15 protein-coding genes are annotated in these 19,383 nt (G+C 31.0%); 8 read left to right on the top strand and 7 right to left on the bottom strand.

What is annotated here, in order from left to right:
- Window positions 1-5: 5 nt before the first annotated feature.
- Entirely contained in the window at window positions 6-956 is a 951-nt protein-coding gene (locus LOS86_RS05800; RefSeq protein ID WP_231843676.1) for an NAD(P)H-dependent flavin oxidoreductase, read from the bottom strand.
- 177 nt (window positions 957-1,133) lie between these two features.
- On the opposite strand from LOS86_RS05800, the gene LOS86_RS05795 reads away from it, so the two are divergent.
- Window positions 1,134-3,674, top strand: coding sequence for a zinc-dependent metalloprotease (locus LOS86_RS05795; RefSeq protein ID WP_231843675.1), 2,541 nt, complete (start codon window positions 1,134-1,136; stop codon window positions 3,672-3,674).
- A 56-nt stretch (window positions 3,675-3,730) separates the two neighbouring features.
- Here the strand turns inward: LOS86_RS05795 and LOS86_RS05790 are convergent, their stop codons facing one another.
- From LOS86_RS05790 to dnaK, 3 genes are all read right to left on the bottom strand, one after another.
- Window positions 3,731-4,342, bottom strand: a complete 612-nt coding sequence (locus LOS86_RS05790) for a hypothetical protein (RefSeq protein WP_231843674.1) — start codon at window positions 4,340-4,342, stop codon at window positions 3,731-3,733.
- 101 nt (window positions 4,343-4,443) lie between these two features.
- Complete coding sequence (locus LOS86_RS05785; protein ID WP_231843673.1) at window positions 4,444-6,063, bottom strand: T9SS type A sorting domain-containing protein; 1,620 nt, start codon at window positions 6,061-6,063, stop codon at window positions 4,444-4,446.
- A gap of 86 nt (window positions 6,064-6,149) precedes the next feature.
- Complete coding sequence (gene dnaK, locus LOS86_RS05780; RefSeq protein ID WP_231843672.1) at window positions 6,150-8,036, bottom strand: molecular chaperone DnaK; 1,887 nt, start codon at window positions 8,034-8,036, stop codon at window positions 6,150-6,152.
- Window positions 8,037-8,353: 317 nt separating this feature from the next.
- On the opposite strand from dnaK, the gene LOS86_RS13690 reads away from it, so the two are divergent.
- The 3 genes from LOS86_RS13690 to LOS86_RS05765 are packed head-to-tail and all read left to right on the top strand — an operon-like array spanning window position 8,354 to window position 11,526.
- Window positions 8,354-9,676, top strand: coding sequence for a DUF6056 family protein (locus LOS86_RS13690; protein ID WP_374107582.1), 1,323 nt, complete (start codon window positions 8,354-8,356; stop codon window positions 9,674-9,676).
- Window positions 9,677-9,727: 51 nt separating this feature from the next.
- Window positions 9,728-11,143, top strand: coding sequence for an L-serine ammonia-lyase (locus tag LOS86_RS05770; protein ID WP_231843670.1), 1,416 nt, complete (start codon window positions 9,728-9,730; stop codon window positions 11,141-11,143).
- Complete coding sequence (locus LOS86_RS05765) at window positions 11,143-11,526, top strand: ribosomal maturation YjgA family protein (protein ID WP_309508789.1); 384 nt, start codon at window positions 11,143-11,145, stop codon at window positions 11,524-11,526. The genes LOS86_RS05770 and LOS86_RS05765 overlap by 1 nt, the downstream gene beginning before the upstream one ends.
- Here the strand turns inward: LOS86_RS05765 and LOS86_RS05760 are convergent.
- The gene (locus LOS86_RS05760) at window positions 11,488-11,922 is read right to left on the bottom strand and encodes a nuclear transport factor 2 family protein (protein WP_231843669.1); all 435 of its coding nucleotides are present in this window, start codon (window positions 11,920-11,922) and stop codon (window positions 11,488-11,490) included. The two genes, LOS86_RS05765 and LOS86_RS05760, sit on opposite strands and share 39 nt — an antisense overlap.
- 11 nt (window positions 11,923-11,933) lie before the next feature.
- Entirely contained in the window at window positions 11,934-13,220 is a 1,287-nt protein-coding gene (gene nhaD, locus LOS86_RS05755; RefSeq protein ID WP_231843668.1) for a sodium:proton antiporter NhaD, read from the bottom strand.
- A 120-nt stretch (window positions 13,221-13,340) separates the two neighbouring features.
- On the opposite strand from nhaD, the gene panB reads away from it, so the two are divergent.
- From panB to LOS86_RS05735, 4 genes are all read left to right on the top strand, one after another.
- The gene (panB, locus tag LOS86_RS05750; protein WP_231843667.1) at window positions 13,341-14,159 is read left to right on the top strand and encodes a 3-methyl-2-oxobutanoate hydroxymethyltransferase; all 819 of its coding nucleotides are present in this window, start codon (window positions 13,341-13,343) and stop codon (window positions 14,157-14,159) included.
- Between the two features lie 18 nt (window positions 14,160-14,177).
- On the top strand, window positions 14,178-14,873 hold the full coding sequence (locus tag LOS86_RS05745) for an RluA family pseudouridine synthase (protein ID WP_231843666.1): 696 nt from the start codon (window positions 14,178-14,180) through the stop codon (window positions 14,871-14,873).
- Between the two features lie 12 nt (window positions 14,874-14,885).
- On the top strand, window positions 14,886-16,238 hold the full coding sequence (locus LOS86_RS05740; RefSeq protein ID WP_231843665.1) for a hypothetical protein: 1,353 nt from the start codon (window positions 14,886-14,888) through the stop codon (window positions 16,236-16,238).
- 177 nt (window positions 16,239-16,415) lie between these two features.
- Window positions 16,416-17,771, top strand: a complete 1,356-nt coding sequence (locus LOS86_RS05735; RefSeq protein WP_231843664.1) for a hydroxymethylglutaryl-CoA synthase family protein — start codon at window positions 16,416-16,418, stop codon at window positions 17,769-17,771.
- 7 nt (window positions 17,772-17,778) lie between these two features.
- Here LOS86_RS05735 and LOS86_RS05730 read toward each other — a convergent pair whose 3' ends face one another.
- Window positions 17,779-19,314: a YifB family Mg chelatase-like AAA ATPase gene (locus LOS86_RS05730; RefSeq protein WP_231843663.1), complete on the bottom strand. Its 1,536-nt coding sequence runs from the start codon at window positions 19,312-19,314 to the stop codon at window positions 17,779-17,781.
- Between the last annotated feature and the right edge of the window lie 69 nt (window positions 19,315-19,383).

Genomic DNA, 19,383 nt, shown 5'->3' with positions numbered 1-19,383 from the left:
GCAAATTACGAAACCAATTTTTTTACAATATCTTTCACTGGTAAAATGGCTTTAGTATCTTCAATACTTGGACCCGCAACCCAAACGGTTTTATAAGTTACTTGAGTTGCTGCTTTTTCAGTAGCCTTCATACCGATATAAAAACGAATCATTTTGACCCATTTTTTAAGGCTTTTATTTTTGTTTAATATTGTTTCTAACCAAGTCTGATTGGTTCCCACTTTTTGAACATACGGTGTATTGATAACCGTACAAGGCGTTCCTGAGATACGTTCGGTCATCACAATATCATTTGCACCATAATCCACACAGGCTTGTTTGTATTCTTGAGAAACACCTGCTTCATTAGAGGCAATAAACGGACTTCCTACGGAAACACCAACTGCTCCATAACTTAACATTTTATCCAAATCCGCTTTATTCCCTACTCCACCAGCTGAAATTACAGGTAACGAAGTATTTTCATTTAATTGTTTAATTAAAGTTTCTGGATCAATATTACCTCGATGACCACCAGCTTGATTGTTTACTGCAATTATGGCATCAGCACCTAAACTTTCTACTTTTTTTGCGAAAGCTAAATCAGTAACATCACAAAACACTTTAATCCCAACTTTATGCGCTTCATTTATAGTTTCTTCAGGCGAACCTAAAGAAGTGATTATAAAATCTACACCTTCTTCACAAAGAACTCGTAATTGTTCTTTGTATTTTACATTCGACTTATTAACTATTAAATTAAAACCAAAACTTCCCCCTAAAACTTTCGCAGTTTTTAATTCGTTTATTGCTCCTTTTAATTCTTCTAATGTTCTATAATTTAAAGCCGGAATACATCCAGCAACACCACTTTTCATACCTTCAATAACCATTTTAGTATTGGATACTAAAAACATAGGTGCCATTATTATAGGATGTGAAATTTGTAGAATAGTAGTAAGTGATTGTTTTTGCATAACTAAAAATTTATATCCAAATATAAAAAATAAAATATTATGCATGCATATTAAATTTATTTATTCTTGATTTATTGAAAAAAATGTGATAATAAATGTTAAAAATCTTAATAAAAACTTAATATGAAAAGGGAAATAATAAGAATAGAATAAATTTGAAAAACTAATCTAAAACGTATGAATAAAAAACTTACTGTACTGAGTTGTCTTTTCATTTTCTTTTTAACCGTAGATACCTGGGCTCAAAAGAAGAAAAAAGATCAAAAGAAAACTGCTACTGAAGCGGTGGCATCTGATGCAAAAAAGCCTGATGCAAAAAAAGAACCAAAGCCTTATAAAAGAGTAATAGACTCTACAGCTATTACCCAAAGAGGATTAATTGACGTACATAAAGTAGGTGACAAATACCTATTTGAAGTAGCAGATTCTTTACTTGGAAAAGAAATCATGACTATTACACGATATTCTAAAACTCCAGCTGGAGGAGGAATTTTTGGAGGAGAAGAAGTAAACAGACAAGTTATTAAGTTTGAAAAAGGATTAAACCACAATATTTTACTTCGTTCTGTAACTTATGTAATATCTACTCCTGATGAAGATAAACCCATTACAAAAGCAGTAAAAAATTCTAGTGCTGATCCTATCATAGGAAATTATGAAGTTCTAGCTTATAAAAAAGATGCTAAAGGAAAAGAAAATGTGGGATATGTAATTGATATGACTGCCGCTTTTGATTCTGATTTACAAACGTTCTCATTGAGTCCAATAAACAAACAAATGCTTAAAGTTCAGTCGTTTCAAAAAGATCGTTCTTTTATTCAAAGCATAAAAAGTTTCCCAATAAACACTGAAATTAGAACCGTAAAAACCTTTACTACTGTTCCAAGACAAATCTCATTATCTCCTGCTCCAAGAATTGGAACTGATTTACCTGCTGCATTAGATGCAGGTGTTTTGACATTTGAGTTTAACACTTCAATGATATTATTACCTCAAAAGCCAATGAGAAAAAGAGCTTTTGACAAACGTGTTGGGTATTTTGCTAACGATTATGATGTATTTGAAGAAGATTCTCAAAAATCAGATAAAGAAATTTTTGCGGTTAGATGGAGATTAGAACCTAAAAATGCAGAAGATGCAGAAAAACAAAAAAGAGGGGAATTAATTGAACCAAAAAAACCTATTGTTTATTATTTAGATCCAGCTACTCCAGACAAATGGAAACCTTTCATTAAACAAGGTATTGATGACTGGCAAGAAGCATTTGAATTTGCAGGTTGGAAAAATGCAATTCGTGGTGAATATTGGCCAGAAAACAATCCAGATATGAGTTTAGAAGATGCTCGTTTTTCTGTATTACGTTATTTTGCTGCCGACATTCAAAACGCTTATGGTCCTAATGTACATGACCCACGAACTGGAGAAATCATGGAAAGTCATATTGGATGGTACCATAATATTATGAGTTTATTACGCGATTGGTATTTAATTCAAACTGCGGCAGTTGACCCACAGGCTAGAAACAAAACATTTGACGATAAATTAATGGGCGAATTAATTCGATTTGTGGCTGCGCATGAAGTGGGACACACTTTAGGTTTACGCCACAATATGGGGGCAAGTTTTGCAACTCCAGTTGAAATGTTAAGAGATCCTGAATTTCAAAAGAAAAATGGTCACACCTCATCTATCATGGACTATGCTCGTTTTAACTATGTAGCACAACCAGAAGATGGCGTAAAAGATTTATTCCCAAGAATTGGAGATTACGATAAATGGGCAATTAAATGGGGTTATTCGTATTTTAATGATGCTAAAGATGAAGATACTGAAAAAGCATTATTAAATGAAATGACTAAAGATGCCTACAAAAATCGCCGTTTGTGGTTTGGTACCGAGACAAATCCGTATGATCCACGTTATCAAACAGAAGATTTAGGTGATAATGCAATGAAAGCTTCGGCTTATGGAATTAAAAACTTAAAAAGAATCTTACCTAATTTAATTGAATGGAGTAAAGAAGATGGTGAAGATTATGATGAATTAAACGGTTTATATAATTCGTTAACAGGTCAGTATAGAAGATATATGGGACATGTTACTAAAAATGTTGGAGGTATTTACGAAACACCAAAAACATATGATATGGAAGGTAACAAATATGAAGTAGTACCGTCTGCTATTCAAAACGAAGCGGTGGCTTTCTTAAACGAACAACTTTTCAAAACTCCAAAATGGTTATTAGATCAAAATGTATTGTCTAAAATTAAACCAGAAAATGGTGTAGAAGCTATAAAATCTATTCAAGATGGAACTTTATCAAGTTTATTAGCAGGAGATCGTTTAGTACGCTTATTAGAAACTTCTTCACAAAGTAAAGCTAATTATTCTGTAGATGAATTAATGAGTGATTTAAGAAGAGGTATTTTCTCAGAATTGAGAACTAAAGCACCAATTGATATTTACAGAAGAAATTTACAAAAACTATTTGTATCAAAATTAATTGAAACTATGTCAAGCGATAAAACAAATACTGCTTTTTTTAATGGTAGAAGAATTGTTTTAGCAGATACTGATATTCCATCTATTGCACGTGGTCAATTAAATGAATTGAAAAATCAGTTAAAAGCTACTGCAGCAGTTACTACTGACCGATTAACTAAATTCCATTTAAATGATTTAGTAGCTAGAATTGAAAACGCAATGAAACCAAAATAAATTTTGATATTAATTAAAAAAGGGGAAAGTTTTATAACTCTCCCCTTTTTTATACTTTATTTTTTCTTTTTTGTATTAGTCTTTGGCGTCCCTTTAATTTCATATTTGTTAGCCATGACATTGTAAATATATTGGCTATTTTGTGTTTTGGTTTTTAGATTAAAACTTCCATCAGAATTAAGAGTAAATTCAAAACCTTCACTTCTATTTTTTTCTACTTCATGCGATGCCGTTTTATTTTTATCTAAATAAACTGTTTCTTTAATATGAGATGATTTATGAGTATTTCCCAATAATAAGGTCTTGGTTTCAATATCCCAAATTTGATCTTCAGTAAGATTGCCATTTTCTTTTTTTATTTTGGTATCCACTTTAATTTCTTCTTTCCAATTTACATGATAGAACTTCTTTCCTTGAGCAGTAAAACTTTTTAAAGTGAAATTTGTAGGTTTAAAATCTGTTTTTTTTACTTCTAATGTATCGGTAATCTTACCTTCTTTTTTAACAAATAAAACTACTCTTTTTCCAGTTTTTTCAGAAATAAATTCGGCCGAAATATTGTCAACTGTGGCTAGAACAACATTTTTTGGGGCAACTTTTGCTTTGCTTTTTTGAGCAAATCCAAAAGATGTTATTAATAATAAAAGAAAGAAAGTTAATTTTTTCATGATAGTAGGGTTTTGAATTAAGTTCCTAATATACAAAAAAATAGATACCTTTCATTTTAAAACAAAAAACCGAATCATTTCTGACTCGGTTTTTAGAGAAATTAATTTTTAATTATTTTCTTTATACTTTTAGAATCATTTGTCGTTATTTGGATCAAATAAATTCCAGATTGTAAAGATTCTAAAGAAATCTTGGAAACATCTTCTACTATGTTACCTTCTAAAATTTTTCTTCCATTTATGTCTAATAAAGTATATTTAGGTTTTTTATTCAATATCTCTTGTTCTAATTGAATTGTAAATTGATTAACTATTGGATTTGGATAAATAACATAATCAAATGTTTCGAAATCAGAATTAGATAAAGCAATTGATAATAAAGCATTTTCAGAATATTTTATATCAGTAGCACTTGTCATTTGAACTCTTAATAAACTTCCATCATATGCCGAAGGCAAATTATCTAAAATTAATGTATTTGAATTTACCCCACTAATTATTGGTGATACACCTCCATCAACTAAATTAATCCAACTTGCACCACCATTTGTACTTCTTTGCCATAAATAACTATTTGTATTTAATGTATTAGTGGTAAAAGTTCTACTTTCTCCAACGTTGAAAGATTGATTACTTGGATGTGAAACAATAATAATCTCTGAAGCAGGACAATCAATATCCAAAAATAAAAAAGTGTCATAGGAACAACCTGAATTAATATTATCAAAATAAACAAAAACAGTTGTATTTTCATTAATACTAAATGATTCTGGATTTGAAATTAAATTATAATTTTCATCATAGTATGAAATATTAAAATAATTTTGGTTCATACCATTAAGTATAATAGGTTCATTTTGAGTTAAGTCAAATGTTGGAAAACAATCTCCTGGTTGACCATTTAAAGTCATTGGATTTGAATTAATTTCATTTGAATCAAAAATTACAGACACTTCATCTTGAAGTATAGTAATACAATCCGTTCCATTAACAACAACTTTCCAAATCCCAGATTGGCTTACAGTTACTGTTTGTGTTGTTAATTGTGGCTGTAAAACACCATTTAAATACCATTCATATGTTGCATTATTAGTATTAATTCCAGAATTTATGTCAAAGCTTGCTGTTAAAACAGAATTATTATTTGAACTACCACAAAAAGTTCTATCAGGGCCCAAACTTACATTACATATTAAAGTACAATTTATATTTCCAGCTCCAACATCATTAGAATTTGTCTGTTTGATTTTTAAAAAACCACTTTGATTGCTAAAATTTGTAGTTAATATAATGTAATATTCATTTTCAAATGCATTTGGAATAGTAAGTGTTTCAGTTGCTGTTGCACTATAACTACAACTAAAAATATTATTTGGAATAGTAGTATTACTATTATAACCATACAAACTTGTATCACAATTTGGTATTGATGTGAAGGGCCCCCAACAAATATAATCAACATCCAAATTATTATAATCAGGAATATTATTACCTTGACTTAAGGAAAAAACTAAATCACCAGATGATCCTACCTTGAAAACAAACCAACTTGGGTTTTGAGTACCACCTAAACATCCTATTTGACCTATTGAAGGCATATTTGTTACAGACAGATAAGAAGACTCTAATCCACAAACATAAGTTGCATTATTACAATTTGGTGACTGAGAAAAAGAAAATGTTATAATAAACAAAAATAGAAAAGTAATTTTTTTAGTCATTTCTTATAGATTAATTTCTTACAAAAGAACAAAAAAAAACCGAATCATTTCTGACTCGGTTTTTAAATTTATTAATAAATCGTAAATTACTTCACTTCTTCGAAATCTACATCTTGAGTTTGATCTCCTGAAGCATTTGCTTGTGGTTCTGCTTGAGCGGCTCCACCTTCAGCTTGTGCTTTGTACATTTCTTCTGATGCATTTTTCCATGCTTCGTTGATTTTATCTAAAGCTGGAGTAATTGTTGCAACATCTTTAGTTTCGTAAGCCGCTTTTAATTCATTTAAAGCACTTTCGATAGCCCCTTTATTTGCTTCTGATAATTTATCTCCAAACTCACCTAATTGCTTCTCTGTTTGGAAAATCATTGAATCAGCTTCGTTTAATTTATCCGCTTTTTCTTTTGCTAAACGATCTGCTTCAGCATTCATTTCAGCATCTTTTTTCATTTTTTCAATTTCTTCTGGAGTTAATCCTGAAGAAGCCTCTATACGAATATCGTGTGATTTTCCAGTTCCTTTATCAGTAGCCGAAACTTTAATGATACCATTCGCATCAATATCAAAAGTTACTTCAATTTGAGGAACTCCTCTTGGTGCTGGCGGAATACCATCTAAGTGGAAACGACCAATTGTTTTGTTATCATTTGCCATTGGTCTTTCTCCTTGTAAAACGTGGATTTCTACCGATGGTTGGTTATCTGCTGCTGTAGAGAAAACTTGTGATTTTCTTGTTGGGATAGTTGTATTTGCTTCAATTAATTTTGTCATTACACTTCCCATAGTTTCAATACCTAATGAAAGTGGCGTAACATCTAATAACAATACATCTTTAACATCTCCAGTTAAAACTCCACCTTGAATAGCAGCTCCAATTGCTACAACCTCATCTGGATTAACTCCTTTTGATGGTTTTTTACCGAAGAATTTCTCAACTTGTTCTTGAATAACTGGGATACGTGTTGAACCTCCAACTAAGATTACCTCATCAATATCTGAAACTGATAAACCAGCATCTTTTAATGCTTTAGCAACTGGTTCCATAGAACGTTTTACTAAAGATTCTGCTAATTGCTCAAATTTAGCTCTTGTTAAAGTTTGTACTAAGTGTTTTGGTCCAGAAGCTGTAGCTGTTACGTATGGTAAGTTGATTTCTGTTTGAGTAGAAGCAGATAATTCAATTTTAGCTTTCTCAGCTGCTTCTTTTAAACGCTGTAATGCCATTGGATCTTTACGTAAATCAACACCTTCTGCAGCATTGAATTCGTTTGCTAACCAATCGATAATTACTTGGTCAAAATCATCTCCTCCTAAGTGAGTATCTCCGTTTGTAGATAATACTTCGAAAACTCCGTCTCCTAATTCTAAGATAGAAATATCAAAAGTACCTCCACCTAAATCGTAAACTGCGATTTTTTGGTCTTTTCCTTGTTTGTCTAATCCATAAGCTAAAGCTGCTGCTGTAGGCTCATTGATGATACGCATTACTTTTAAGCCTGCAATTTCACCTGCTTCTTTAGTAGCCTGACGTTGTGCATCGTTAAAGTAAGCTGGAACAGTAATTACTGCTTCAGAAACTGAATGACCTAAATAATCTTCGGCTGTTTTTTTCATTTTTTGAAGTGTCATTGCAGACAATTCTTGTGGTGTGTATAAACGGCCATCGATATCAACACGAGGTGTATCGTTGTCTCCTTTTACCACTTTATAAGCTACCGTTGAAGCTTCTTTTGCACTTTCAGAATACTTATTACCCATGAAACGTTTTACAGAAGCAATCGTTTTTGTAGGGTTAGTTACTGCTTGTCTTTTTGCCGGATCTCCAACTTTAATTTCTCCACCTTCTACAAAAGCAATTACAGATGGTGTTGTTCTTTTACCTTCTGCATTAGCAATTACAACAGGTTCTCCACCTTCCATAACAGCCACACATGAGTTGGTTGTTCCTAAGTCGATTCCAATAATTTTGCTCATTTTTATACTTGTTAAATTTTAAATTTCAATTTTAAACTCGGAAATACTATTTCAATGATTGTGCCACATCAAAAAATAATAAAAATTGACAGAAATAGGCTTTTGTCAGACAAAACAAACTGACAAACTGTCACCAATTTTAATTTGATTTATTCAATACTATCTTGAAAAAATGATTTTTAAGGTGATTCGATTATACATGTCAGTTATATTTCTTCTTTTATTGTTAAGTGGAAATAAATAATATCATTAATTTTACATTTGAATCAAAAAATCATTTTGGTTTTAAATGAATTCAATAATCAATTTATAAAGATTTGAAACAACTAACGATTTTAAATAGTATTGCTGTAATAATCTTACTTATAATACTATCATTAAATTTAAACACTTTTTATTGGGCAGATGATTATGCCATATTAAACGAAGTAGAAAATCTTGGTCTTTATAAAAGATGTCTAAATGGTTATTATAACTGGGATGGTAGATACTTAACAATAGGCGCTTTTTTACAAGGTTTTTTTCTAAAATATCTTCCAGTTCAAATTGTTACATTAATTTGGTCTTTGTTATTTCTATTAAGTGGATATTTTATTTCATTATTCATTGAGAAGGAATTGAGTCTTAATTTTAAAACTAAAATTTCAAATCGGATTTTTTTTAGAACATTTATTATTATTCTCTTTTGTTTTGTTTCAAGCTCTCATTTTTCTCAAACGGTTCATTGGGCCACCGGAGGAGTTTATACTTTTAATTTATTTATAGGAAGTTTATGGCTTTATTTTAACAACAAAAGAAATGGTAATTTTTTTTATTATTTATCAGTCGTTATTTTAACCCTATTATTAAGTACAAGCACACAAAATTTATTACTTCCGTTAATGGTATATATTATTATAAAGATTGTATTTGATTCAAAAAACAATTTAAAACTCAATCTGTTTTTATTAACAATAATGATTTGCGGATTTTCGATAATAAACTTTGCACCTGGAAACGGCATAAGGTTGGGCGAAATAAACGATAACTTATTAACTAATTTTAGTTTTATCAAACTATTAAAATATATTGTAAAGTTCAGTTTTTTATACACCAAATATTCTATTTTCCTAATCTTCAGTATGCTTTTTTTATATTTTGCTTTTAATAAAAAAATCCAATTTCATTTTTTTAAAAATTCAAAAGCTATTAAATATTATTTTACAAACTATCAGTTTCTATTAATTGCTGTTATTTCCATTGTTCCATTTATTGTACTACCTAGTTTAGCTTCTGAAAGAACGTCAATTTATTTCCTGTTTTTTATTTTCATTCATGTAATATTGAAAATTATACCGCTTGAAACTGAAAAAATGTTTTCGCTGATTCAGAATCAATTTAAATTGTTTTTTGGTTTTTACTGTTGTCTTGTTTTATTTTACAGCTACAATCTAGTAGAAGGAATTGGTTTAAAAAATCAAATTGAAAAGAGAGAAATTAATTTAAAAAACGCTAAAAACAAATCCATTACAATAGCATTAATTCATTCGAAAAACATTCCCATTTTGTATCAGTTTAGAGAATATAGAAGTAACGAAGATTGGTCGCTAGAAGAAACCAAGAAATACTACATGATAAAAGATATTCATATTGCAAAATAAGTATTGTATTAGCATTCAATTTTTAGATATATTTGTCATTATTTTTTACATATGGAATGTATTTCTGTTTTTGATATGTTGAAGATTGGTGTTGGACCTTCGAGTTCACACACTCTTGGACCTTGGCGAGCTGCTGAACAATTTTTAAAAGAATTACGCAATCGTAATCTTATTGATACTGTAATTACTGTTAAAGTAGATTTGTATGGATCACTTTCATTAACAGGTAAAGGGCACGCTACCGATTTGGCCGTAATGTTAGGTTTAAGTGGTGCTGACCCAGAATACATTCCAGTGGAAAGTATTGATGTGATTATTTCGGCTATTAAAAACAAGAAAGAAATTTTCTTAGGAAATGAAATTATTATTCCGTTTTGTTTTGAAACAGATATTGTTTTCAATAGAAACTTTTTACCTTTTCATGCCAACGGACTAACATTTACCGCTAAAACCGATACTGAGACTTTTTCAGAAACCTATTACTCAATTGGTGGCGGATTTGTTGTGAAAGAAAAAGAAGACCATCATAAAGAAGAAATCTTGCATTCTTTCCCATTTCCTGTTGAAAAGGCAGATGAACTTTTAACTTATTGTACTGCTGAAAACAAGAAGATTTCGGAAATCGTTTACGAAAACGAGAAAACCATGAGTAGCGAAGAAGAAATTCACAACGAATTGCTTCGCATTTGGGATACAATGTTAGAATGCATGTACATAGGTTGTCATTCAGAGGGAATTCTTCCTGGCGGATTAAACGTTAAGAGAAGAGCTTATGAAATGCATAAAAATTTGATTGGCGTTTTACCCTATGAAGATCCGTACTCTTGGTTACAAATCATAAGACAAACCGAAGTTAAATTTCGCCAGATATTAAAATGGGTAAGTTGTTTTGCCTTAGCCGTAAATGAAGTTAATGCTTCTTTAGGCCGTGTAGTAACAGCTCCAACGAATGGAAGTGCTGGAGTTATTCCAGCGGTTTTAATGTACTATTTAGTGATTGAAAACCATGATGCTGGTGAAAAAGAAATCAAACAATTTTTGATGGTTGCAGGTGAAATTGGTTCCATTTTCAAAAAAGGAGCTACTATTTCAGCAGCAATGGGTGGTTGTCAGGCAGAAATTGGTGTTTCGAGTGCTATGGCAGCAGCTGCTTTGTGTGAATTAATGGGTGGAACTCCTGCCCAAGTTACTATGGCGGCGGAAATTGCTATGGAACATCACTTAGGATTGACTTGTGACCCGATTGGAGGTTTAGTTCAAGTTCCATGTATTGAAAGAAATACAATGGGTGCAATAAAAGCCATCAACGCAGCCGAATTAGCCCTTGAAACAGATGCATTACATGCAAAAGTACCTTTAGATAAAGTTATTAATACCATGTGGGAAACAGCAAAAGATATGAATACGAAATATAAAGAAACTTCAGAAGGTGGTTTAGCAGTTGCGGTTGGATTAGCGGATTGTTAATGAAAAAAGTACAGCTGAATTATTTTCTTTCTCTTGTAGTCGTTTTGATTCTTGGCATACTTTCAAGAAAAATTTCAGGCATACCCTTATTTATTGGTGATATGCTGTATGCAATTTTAATCTATTTTGGTTGTAGATTTCTATTTACTAATTATAATAAATCAACTTCACTCCTATTGGCTCTACTTTTTTGTTTTGGAATCGAATTTTTTCAATTAGTACAAATGGATTGGTTAATTACCATTCGTAAAACCACTTTAGGACGCTATATTTTAGGACAAGGATTCCTTTGGACCGATTTACTTTGTTATCTTATTGGCGCATTAATTGCGTATTATATTGATTTATTTCTTTCTTCTCGTATCAATCAAATGAATAATTAACCATTTTCCATTATCATTATACAAGGTAAATGCATTGGCTCCTATATGGCTTAATTTATCATTTACATAAAACTCATAAGGTGTCCAAACATGGGCAAGATTTCCATCAATTTCTACTTTATAATCTATTAATTTTTCAAAAAAAATCATTGATGAAGGTATTGATGCAATTGATTTTAAGAATTCGTTAAAATCCTCCTCAACTAATTTATTTCCATCTTTTGTATTTGCAATGGTTCGCATCTTAATATCAGAATGACAAATCTGCTTTAAACTCAGCGTATCTTTGGCATGAAATGCATTAAAAAAATCATCAACAACTTGCTTTGGCGAAGTTTCTTGAGCTATTAATACCCCAGAAAAACTAAATACAATAAAAAATATAATTGATTTCATAAAAGAGAATTTTAATGAATTAGTAACGTTTGTATCAAATACGTTACAATTCCTGCTATATAACCTGCAACTGCTAATGGTGTAATCTTCTTCAAATACCACATAAAAGTTATTTTTTCTTTCTCCATTACTGCAATACCAGCAGCAGATCCTATGACTAACATACTTCCTCCAGTTCCTGCACATAAAGCAATGAATTCCCACAAGGTATGATCTGTAGGATAATCTGTTAAAGAAAACATACCTTGAGTTGCCGCCACCAAACTGCCATTATCCACTATTGATGATAAAAATCCTATTGAAACAATCATAGAATCTTTATTAGGTAAATTTTCAATTAAAAAGTTTGCCATTTCTTTTAAAATTCCAACTTCTTGCAATGCAAAAACCATTAACAATATTCCCATAAAATAAAAAATTGAGCTAATATCTACTTTAGTTAAAGCATAAGCTACAGAAAATTTATCTTTTTCTTCTTGTGGTTTATTTTTATGATAAATAATTGAAACCAATGATACCATTGATAAAGAAATAAGTACTCCAATAAAAGGTGGTAAACCTGTAATTGTTTTAATAATTGGTACTAAAACTAAACCTATAACTCCAGCTGTAAATACACTTACACTTCCACGCATTTTTTCTTCTTGTCGTACTTGAGCCATAGAAACTTGAGCTCTCAATACTGCAAAACCTTTCATTCTTATACTAGCAATTAAAAGAGGAACCAATAATACCATAATTGAAGGTAAGATTAAGGCTTTAACAATTCCAAAAGAACTCACTTGTCCACCAATCCATAATAATGTTGTTGTAACATCTCCTATCGGACTAAATGCTCCACCAGCATTGGCTGCAATTACTACAATTCCTGTTAACATCATTCTAACTTCGCCTCTAGGCATTAGCTTTCTTAATAATGTAACCATAATAATAGTCGTTGCTAAATTATCTAATAATGCCGATAAAATAAAGGTTACGAAAGCAACAATCCACAATAATTTAAAAACCGATGTGGTTCTAATTCTTCTTGTTATAACGGTAAATCCTTTGTGAATATCTATTAATTCTACAATAGTCATGGCACCTAAAAGAAAAATCAAAAGCCCCGAAATCTCTCCAAAATATCCCATTAATTTTTCTGTAACTAAATGATGATCATCGTGACTAAACAGTGCAATAACAACCCAACAAATTGTTCCTGTTAAAATTGAAGTTATGGTTTTATTTATTCGAATAGGCGATTCTAAAATAACTGATAAATATCCAAGAATTGCAACGAAAAGTAATATAGGAATCATTTTTACTATTTTTAATACTATGCTAAATTACTACAATAATCTAATATTTTATTTTTATTTTCCTTAAATCAAAAAACAAAATAACATTTATTACATTTGTATTCTAAAATCAATAAAAACATGTCTGTAGCAAAAAAAGATTACAAAAGAATTACCACTAAAACATTGTTTGAAATGAAAGAGAATGGAGAAAAAATCTCTATGCTTACAGCTTATGACTATACAATGGCTAAAATTGTTGATAGTTCTGGCGTAGATGTTATTTTAGTTGGAGATTCTGCAAGTAATGTTATGGCCGGACATGAAACAACTTTACCTATTACTTTAGACCAAATGATTTATCACGCTTCAAGCGTTGTAAGAGCATGTGAAAGAGCACTTGTTGTTGTAGATTTACCGTTTGGAAGTTACCAATCTGACCCAAAAGAAGCATTGCGTTCTGCCATTAGAATTATGAAAGAAAGTGGCGGACATGCTGTAAAATTAGAGGGCGGAAGTGAAATTAAAGATTCGATCAAGAAAATTTTAAATGCCGGTATTCCTGTTATGGGACATTTAGGATTAACCCCACAATCTATTTATAAATTTGGAACTTACACTGTAAGAGCTAAAGAAGAAGCCGAAGCTGAAAAACTTATTGAAGATGCTAAAATGTTAGAAAGATTAGGATGTTTTTCTCTAGTATTAGAAAAAATCCCAGCTCATTTAGCTGAAAAAGTAGCAAAAAGTATTTCGATTCCGGTAATAGGTATTGGTGCTGGTAGTGGTGTTGATGGACAAGTTTTAGTTTTACATGATATGATTGGAATGACACACGAATTTAGTCCAAGATTCCTTAGAAGATATATGAATTTGTATGAAGAAATGACGGCTGCAATTGGTCAATACGTTACAGATGTAAAATCTGAAGACTTTCCTAATGCAAACGAACAGTATTAATTGATTTTACTTTTTATTTTGAAAGAAAAAATAGTTTCTACAAAAGACAATCTTCAAGTTATTTATGAAGACAATCATATTATTGTTATAAATAAGCGTGTTGGTGATATTGTTCAAGGAGACAAAACAGGAGACAAACCACTTTCAGATGTTGTAAAGGAATTTCTTAAAGAAAAATACAATAAACCTGGTGAGGTGTTTTTAGGAGTTATTCATAGATTAGATCGCCCTACTACTGGAATTGTAGTTTTTGCTAAAACCTCTAAAGCATTAACAAGATTAAACGAAACTTTTAAAAATAGAGAAACACAAAAAACGTATTGGGCTGTTGTAAAAAATACGCCTCCAAAAGATTCCGATACTCTTGTACATTTTTTAAAAAGAAATACAAAAAATAATACTTCAAAAGCACACTTAAAAGAAGTTCCAGATAGTAAAAAAGCTAGTTTAAGTTATCAAATCATCAAAAAATTGGATAACTATTTTGTTTTAGAAATCGATTTACATACAGGAAGACACCATCAAATAAGATCGCAATTACAAGCAATTGGTTGCCCAATAAAAGGAGATTTAAAATATGGCTTTGATAGAAGTAATCCTGATGGTGGAATTCATTTACATGCTAAAAAATTGATTTTAAAGCATCCCGTTTCAAAAGAAATTCTTAAATTTATAGCAAACACGCCTGACGATATCATCTGGAAATCAATTTAAAATTCTAACATTATGAAAAAAATTCTACTCTCATCTTTGTTGATTACCTCATTTTATTCATTTTCGCAAGAACACTTTAGTGGTATTTCAACTTCCAAAAGAGGTGGTTTATTATCCGCCGCTAACAACCCAGCAGAATTAACAAACATGACTACTAAGTTTGAAGTAAATGTTTTTAATTTCTCAATTGCTATGGCAAATAATAAATTATCTTTTTCAGATTTGACAAGCAGCGACAATCTTGAAGATAAAATTTTTGAAGGAAATGATCCTGTTAACTTACGAATTGATGCTCAATTATATGGTCCGGCTTTTGCATTTAAAAAAGGAAAATGGGCTTTTGGAATTAATTCTTCTGCTTACATTAAAGCAAACGTTGTAAATGTTGATCCAAACCTAGGAGAAGCTATCAGTAATGGTAATTTAAGTAATTTATTAACACAAACTACCTTATCTTCAAACGATAATCAACGATTAAATGCAACCACTTGGGGTGAATTAAGTTTTAATCTTGCCAGAAATATTATGGATGGCCCTAAACATAAAGTTAGTGTAGGAAGTAATATTAGACTCCTTTTTCCTGGAGCTTATGCTAACTTTTCTGCAACTAATTTAAATGCAACATTAATAAACAATTTTGGAGATATTTCATTAGTAAATGCTACCGCAAATGTTAACATCTCGTATGCTGGAGTTTTAGCTAATAATTACAATGATCAAAGTAATTATAATGAATTTTTCTCTCAAGGAATAAATGGATTTGCAGCGGATTTTGGTTTTAATTACCGATTAAAAGACGAAGCTGATCCAAATAGTTATAAATTAAATGCTGGTCTTTCAGTAAAAAATTTAGGTTCTATGACTTTTAAATCGGATAATAACTTGAGTAAAAATTACACATTAGATGTAAGTGGATTAGAAAGTTTAGATTTAAATCAATTTGAAAATGTAGAAAGTATGGCAGAAATTGAAGCAATTCTTAGTGATCCTGCCAATTCAAGTTTTTTTCAAACAACTTCAAGTACTGGTGATGTAAAAGTAAAATTACCAACATTAATTAATGCTTATGCTGATTTAAGACTAAGCAAAAAATGGTTCTTAACAGGAAGTATTAATCAAAAAGTTTCAGATGATACTGAAAGCGATATTACTACAACACAAAATTCATATACTTTAATACCAAGATTTTCTGCAAAATGGTTCGAAGCTTATGCTCCGTTGGCTTCAAATGAGATTTCTGGTTTTACAAGTGGAATTGGTTTTAGATTGTCTGGATTCTTTATTGGATCAAACAGTATTATTACTGCCTTAGCAAATGATGGAAAACAAGCCGACTTGTATTTAGGTATGCGATTTGGATTCTAATCTAACTAGCACGATAACAAATTTTTAATCCATAATTTTTACCTTGTTTTAGTAATAAATAATTAAAAAAGTATATTTATTTTATATTATTCGTAAAAATTATTTTTAGAAGTTAATTTTAAGGTATGTTCAAGCTTTTTTTGAACATACCTTTTTATTTTTGAAAAAAAATTGATTATGAAAGTTGGAATTGATGCTATTCAATTTAATGTCCCAAAGCTATTTTTACCCATTGCAACCTTAGCAAATCAGCGAAATATTGAAGTTGATAAATTAACTAAAGGTTTAGGTCTTGAAAAAATGAGTTTTCTTGATGTAAATCAAGACATTATTACACTTGGTGCAAATGCTTTACTAAAGCTAATTGAACAAGAAAACATCAATCTTTCAGAGATTTCTAAAATTTATGTTGGCACTGAAAGTGGTGTTGATAATTCAAAACCTATCGCTTCTTATATTCTTAATTTAATTGAACAAAAAACAGGAGCAAAATCACTTCAAAATTGCGATGTGGTTGATTTAACATTTGCTTGTATTGGTGCTGTTGATGCGTTGCAAACTTGTGTAGATTACATTCGATTACATCCTACGAAGAAAGCAATAGTAATAGCCACTGATAATGCAAAATACGATTTGAATTCCACTGGCGAATATACGCAAGGAGCCGGTGCAATAGCAATGTTAATTAGTGCCAATCCAAAAATTCTAGCTTTTTCTAGAGAAACCGGTATTTCAACTGAAAGTGTTTTCGATTTTTTTAAACCCAAACAAACTATTGCTAAATCAGCCATAACTGGAAATGACACAAATGAAAATTGGTTCGATATTCTAGAAAATGAGGTGACAATTACAAAAGAGCAACCCGTATTTGATGGGCAATATTCTAATTCTTGTTATATCAATAGAATTACTGCTGCTTATGAACATTATAAACTTGAAAGCCAACAAACCGAAATCATTTTTAATAATTGGGAATTAATTGTAATGCATCTTCCCTACTGTTTTCAAGGAAGAAGAACATTTATTGAGATTTTTGCAAATGAAAATCCCAATTTACTTAACCAACAAGAAGGCGAAACAGTAAAAGATAAAATGAGAGCGTTATCAAAATCTCCTGAATATATAGCATTAGTTAGAGCTAAAATTTATCCTTCTGAAATCGCTTCGGGAAATGTTGGTAATATATATACAGGTTCTATTTTTCTAGGTTTACTTTCTGCTTTGTATTATTCAGCAACAGAAAATGCTGATTTGACCTCTAAAAAAATCGGATTTATTGCCTATGGTAGTGGTTCAAAATCAAAAGTTTTTGAAGCAGAAATACAACCTAGTTGGAAAGACACTATACTCAAAACAAATTTATTTGAAGATTTAGAAAATAGAAATGCTATTTCATTTGACATCTATGAAAAACTTCATAAAAAAGAACTAAAAACACCTGTATTGCCTCCAAAAAATGAATTTGTTTTAGATTATATAGAAAATCACAATCCCGTTTTAAAAGGGGCAAGATATTATAAATTTGTAGAGTAAGGTTGGTTTATCCTAACCAACCTTCTCTATCTAAACTTCTGTATTGAATTGCCTCAGCAATATGATGAGATTGAATTTTTTCAGAATGATCTAAATCGGCAATGGTTCTTGAAACTTTTAATATTCTATCATAAGCTCTAGCCGATAAATTCAAACGTTCCATAGCTGTTTTTAGTAATTGCAACGAAACCTCATCCAAAACACAAAATTCGTGAATCAATTTACTACTCATTTGGGCATTGTAGTGAATATGTTCAAAATTTTCAAAACGTTGTGATTGAATTTCTCTAGCATTCGTAACACGTTCTCTAATAGCCACGCTACTCTCTGCTTTTCGAGTTTCTGTCAATTTTTCAAAAGGAACGGGTGTAACTTCAATATGAATGTCAATTCTATCTAATAATGGTCCCGAAATTTTACTCAAATAACGTTGCATTTCTTGAGGAGTAGAACTCACAGGAGCATTAGGATCATTAAAATAACCACCCGGACTAGGATTCATACTAGCTACTAACATAAAAGAAGAAGGATAGGTAATAGTAAACTTTGCTCTTGAAATTGTAACTTCTCTATCTTCTAAAGGTTGACGCATTACTTCTAAAACTTCTCGTTTGAATTCTGGCAATTCATCTAAGAATAAAACACCATTATGAGCCAAGGAAATTTCACCTGGCTGTGGATAACTTCCGCCACCAACTAAAGAAACCGAACTCGCAGTGTGATGCGGACTTCTAAACGGACGTTGTGCCATCAAACCCACGTCTTTTGTTTTTCCAGCTACTGAATGAATTTTAGTTGTTTCCAAAGCTTCTCGCATCGTCATAGGTGGCAAAATACTTGGTAATCGCTTGGCTAACATGGTTTTTCCAGAACCTGGCGGACCAATTAAAATAATATTATGTCCACCAGCAGCAGCAATTTCCATACAACGTTTAATTCCTTCCTGACCTTTAACATCGGCAAAATCGTGATCTGGAAAGTTTAAGGTTTTTGAAAATTCTTCGGTTGTGTCAATTTTTGTGGGTTCTAAATTTCCTTTTCCTTCAAAAAACTCAATAACCTCTGTTACATTAGAAATTCCATAAACATCAATATTTTCAACTATTGCCGCTTCTTTAACGTTTTGAATGGGAATCATTATCCCTTTAAAACCTTCTTCTTTGGCTTTAATGGCAATAGATAATGCTCCTTTAATGGGTTGCAAAGTACCATCGAGCGATAATTCGCCCATGATGATATAATTTTCGATTTCTTTAGAGGTAATTTGAGATGAAGCGGCTAAAATTCCAACTGCAATCGTTAAATCGTAAGCAGAACCTTCTTTTCGTAAATCGGCAGGTGCCATATTTACAATAATTTTTTTGCCAGGAAATTGATAGGAATTGTTTTTAAGTGCTGCAGCAATTCGAAAACTGCTCTCTTTTATGGCCGAATCGGGAAGACCTACTAAATGATAACCGATTCCTTTTTCTGTGTTTACTTCTACCGTAATGGTAGTAGCTTCAACGCCAAATACGGCGCTTCCGAATACTTTTACTAACATGGCTTATACTATTTTAATGGCTTATATAGATGCAAATATAGAAAAGTTTTTGAAATAAAAAAACCTGTA

The organism is Flavobacterium cyclinae, assembly GCF_021172145.1.
Taxonomy (GTDB): Bacteria; Bacteroidota; Bacteroidia; order Flavobacteriales; family Flavobacteriaceae; genus Flavobacterium; species Flavobacterium cyclinae.
The sequence above is the reverse complement of the archived record's forward strand: the minus strand, read 5'-3'. Positions and strand labels throughout refer to the sequence as shown.

Bases quoted from the DNA above. Each gene is read 5' to 3' on its own strand.
- LOS86_RS05800 (WP_231843676.1), bottom strand. From the start codon at position 956: ATGCAAAAACAATCACTTACTACTATTCTACAAATTTCACATCCTATA.
- LOS86_RS05795 (WP_231843675.1), top strand. From the start codon at position 1,134: ATGAATAAAAAACTTACTGTACTGAGTTGTCTTTTCATTTTCTTTTTA.
- LOS86_RS05790 (WP_231843674.1), bottom strand. From the start codon at position 4,342: ATGAAAAAATTAACTTTCTTTCTTTTATTATTAATAACATCTTTTGGA.
- LOS86_RS05785 (WP_231843673.1), bottom strand. From the start codon at position 6,063: ATGACTAAAAAAATTACTTTTCTATTTTTGTTTATTATAACATTTTCT.
- dnaK (WP_231843672.1), bottom strand. From the start codon at position 8,036: ATGAGCAAAATTATTGGAATCGACTTAGGAACAACCAACTCATGTGTG.
- LOS86_RS05770 (WP_231843670.1), top strand. From the start codon at position 9,728: ATGGAATGTATTTCTGTTTTTGATATGTTGAAGATTGGTGTTGGACCT.
- LOS86_RS05765 (WP_309508789.1), top strand. From the start codon at position 11,143: ATGAAAAAAGTACAGCTGAATTATTTTCTTTCTCTTGTAGTCGTTTTG.
- LOS86_RS05760 (WP_231843669.1), bottom strand. From the start codon at position 11,922: ATGAAATCAATTATATTTTTTATTGTATTTAGTTTTTCTGGGGTATTA.
- nhaD (WP_231843668.1), bottom strand. From the start codon at position 13,220: ATGATTCCTATATTACTTTTCGTTGCAATTCTTGGATATTTATCAGTT.
- panB (WP_231843667.1), top strand. From the start codon at position 13,341: ATGTCTGTAGCAAAAAAAGATTACAAAAGAATTACCACTAAAACATTG.
- LOS86_RS05740 (WP_231843665.1), top strand. From the start codon at position 14,886: ATGAAAAAAATTCTACTCTCATCTTTGTTGATTACCTCATTTTATTCA.
- LOS86_RS05735 (WP_231843664.1), top strand. From the start codon at position 16,416: ATGAAAGTTGGAATTGATGCTATTCAATTTAATGTCCCAAAGCTATTT.
- LOS86_RS05730 (WP_231843663.1), bottom strand. From the start codon at position 19,314: ATGTTAGTAAAAGTATTCGGAAGCGCCGTATTTGGCGTTGAAGCTACT.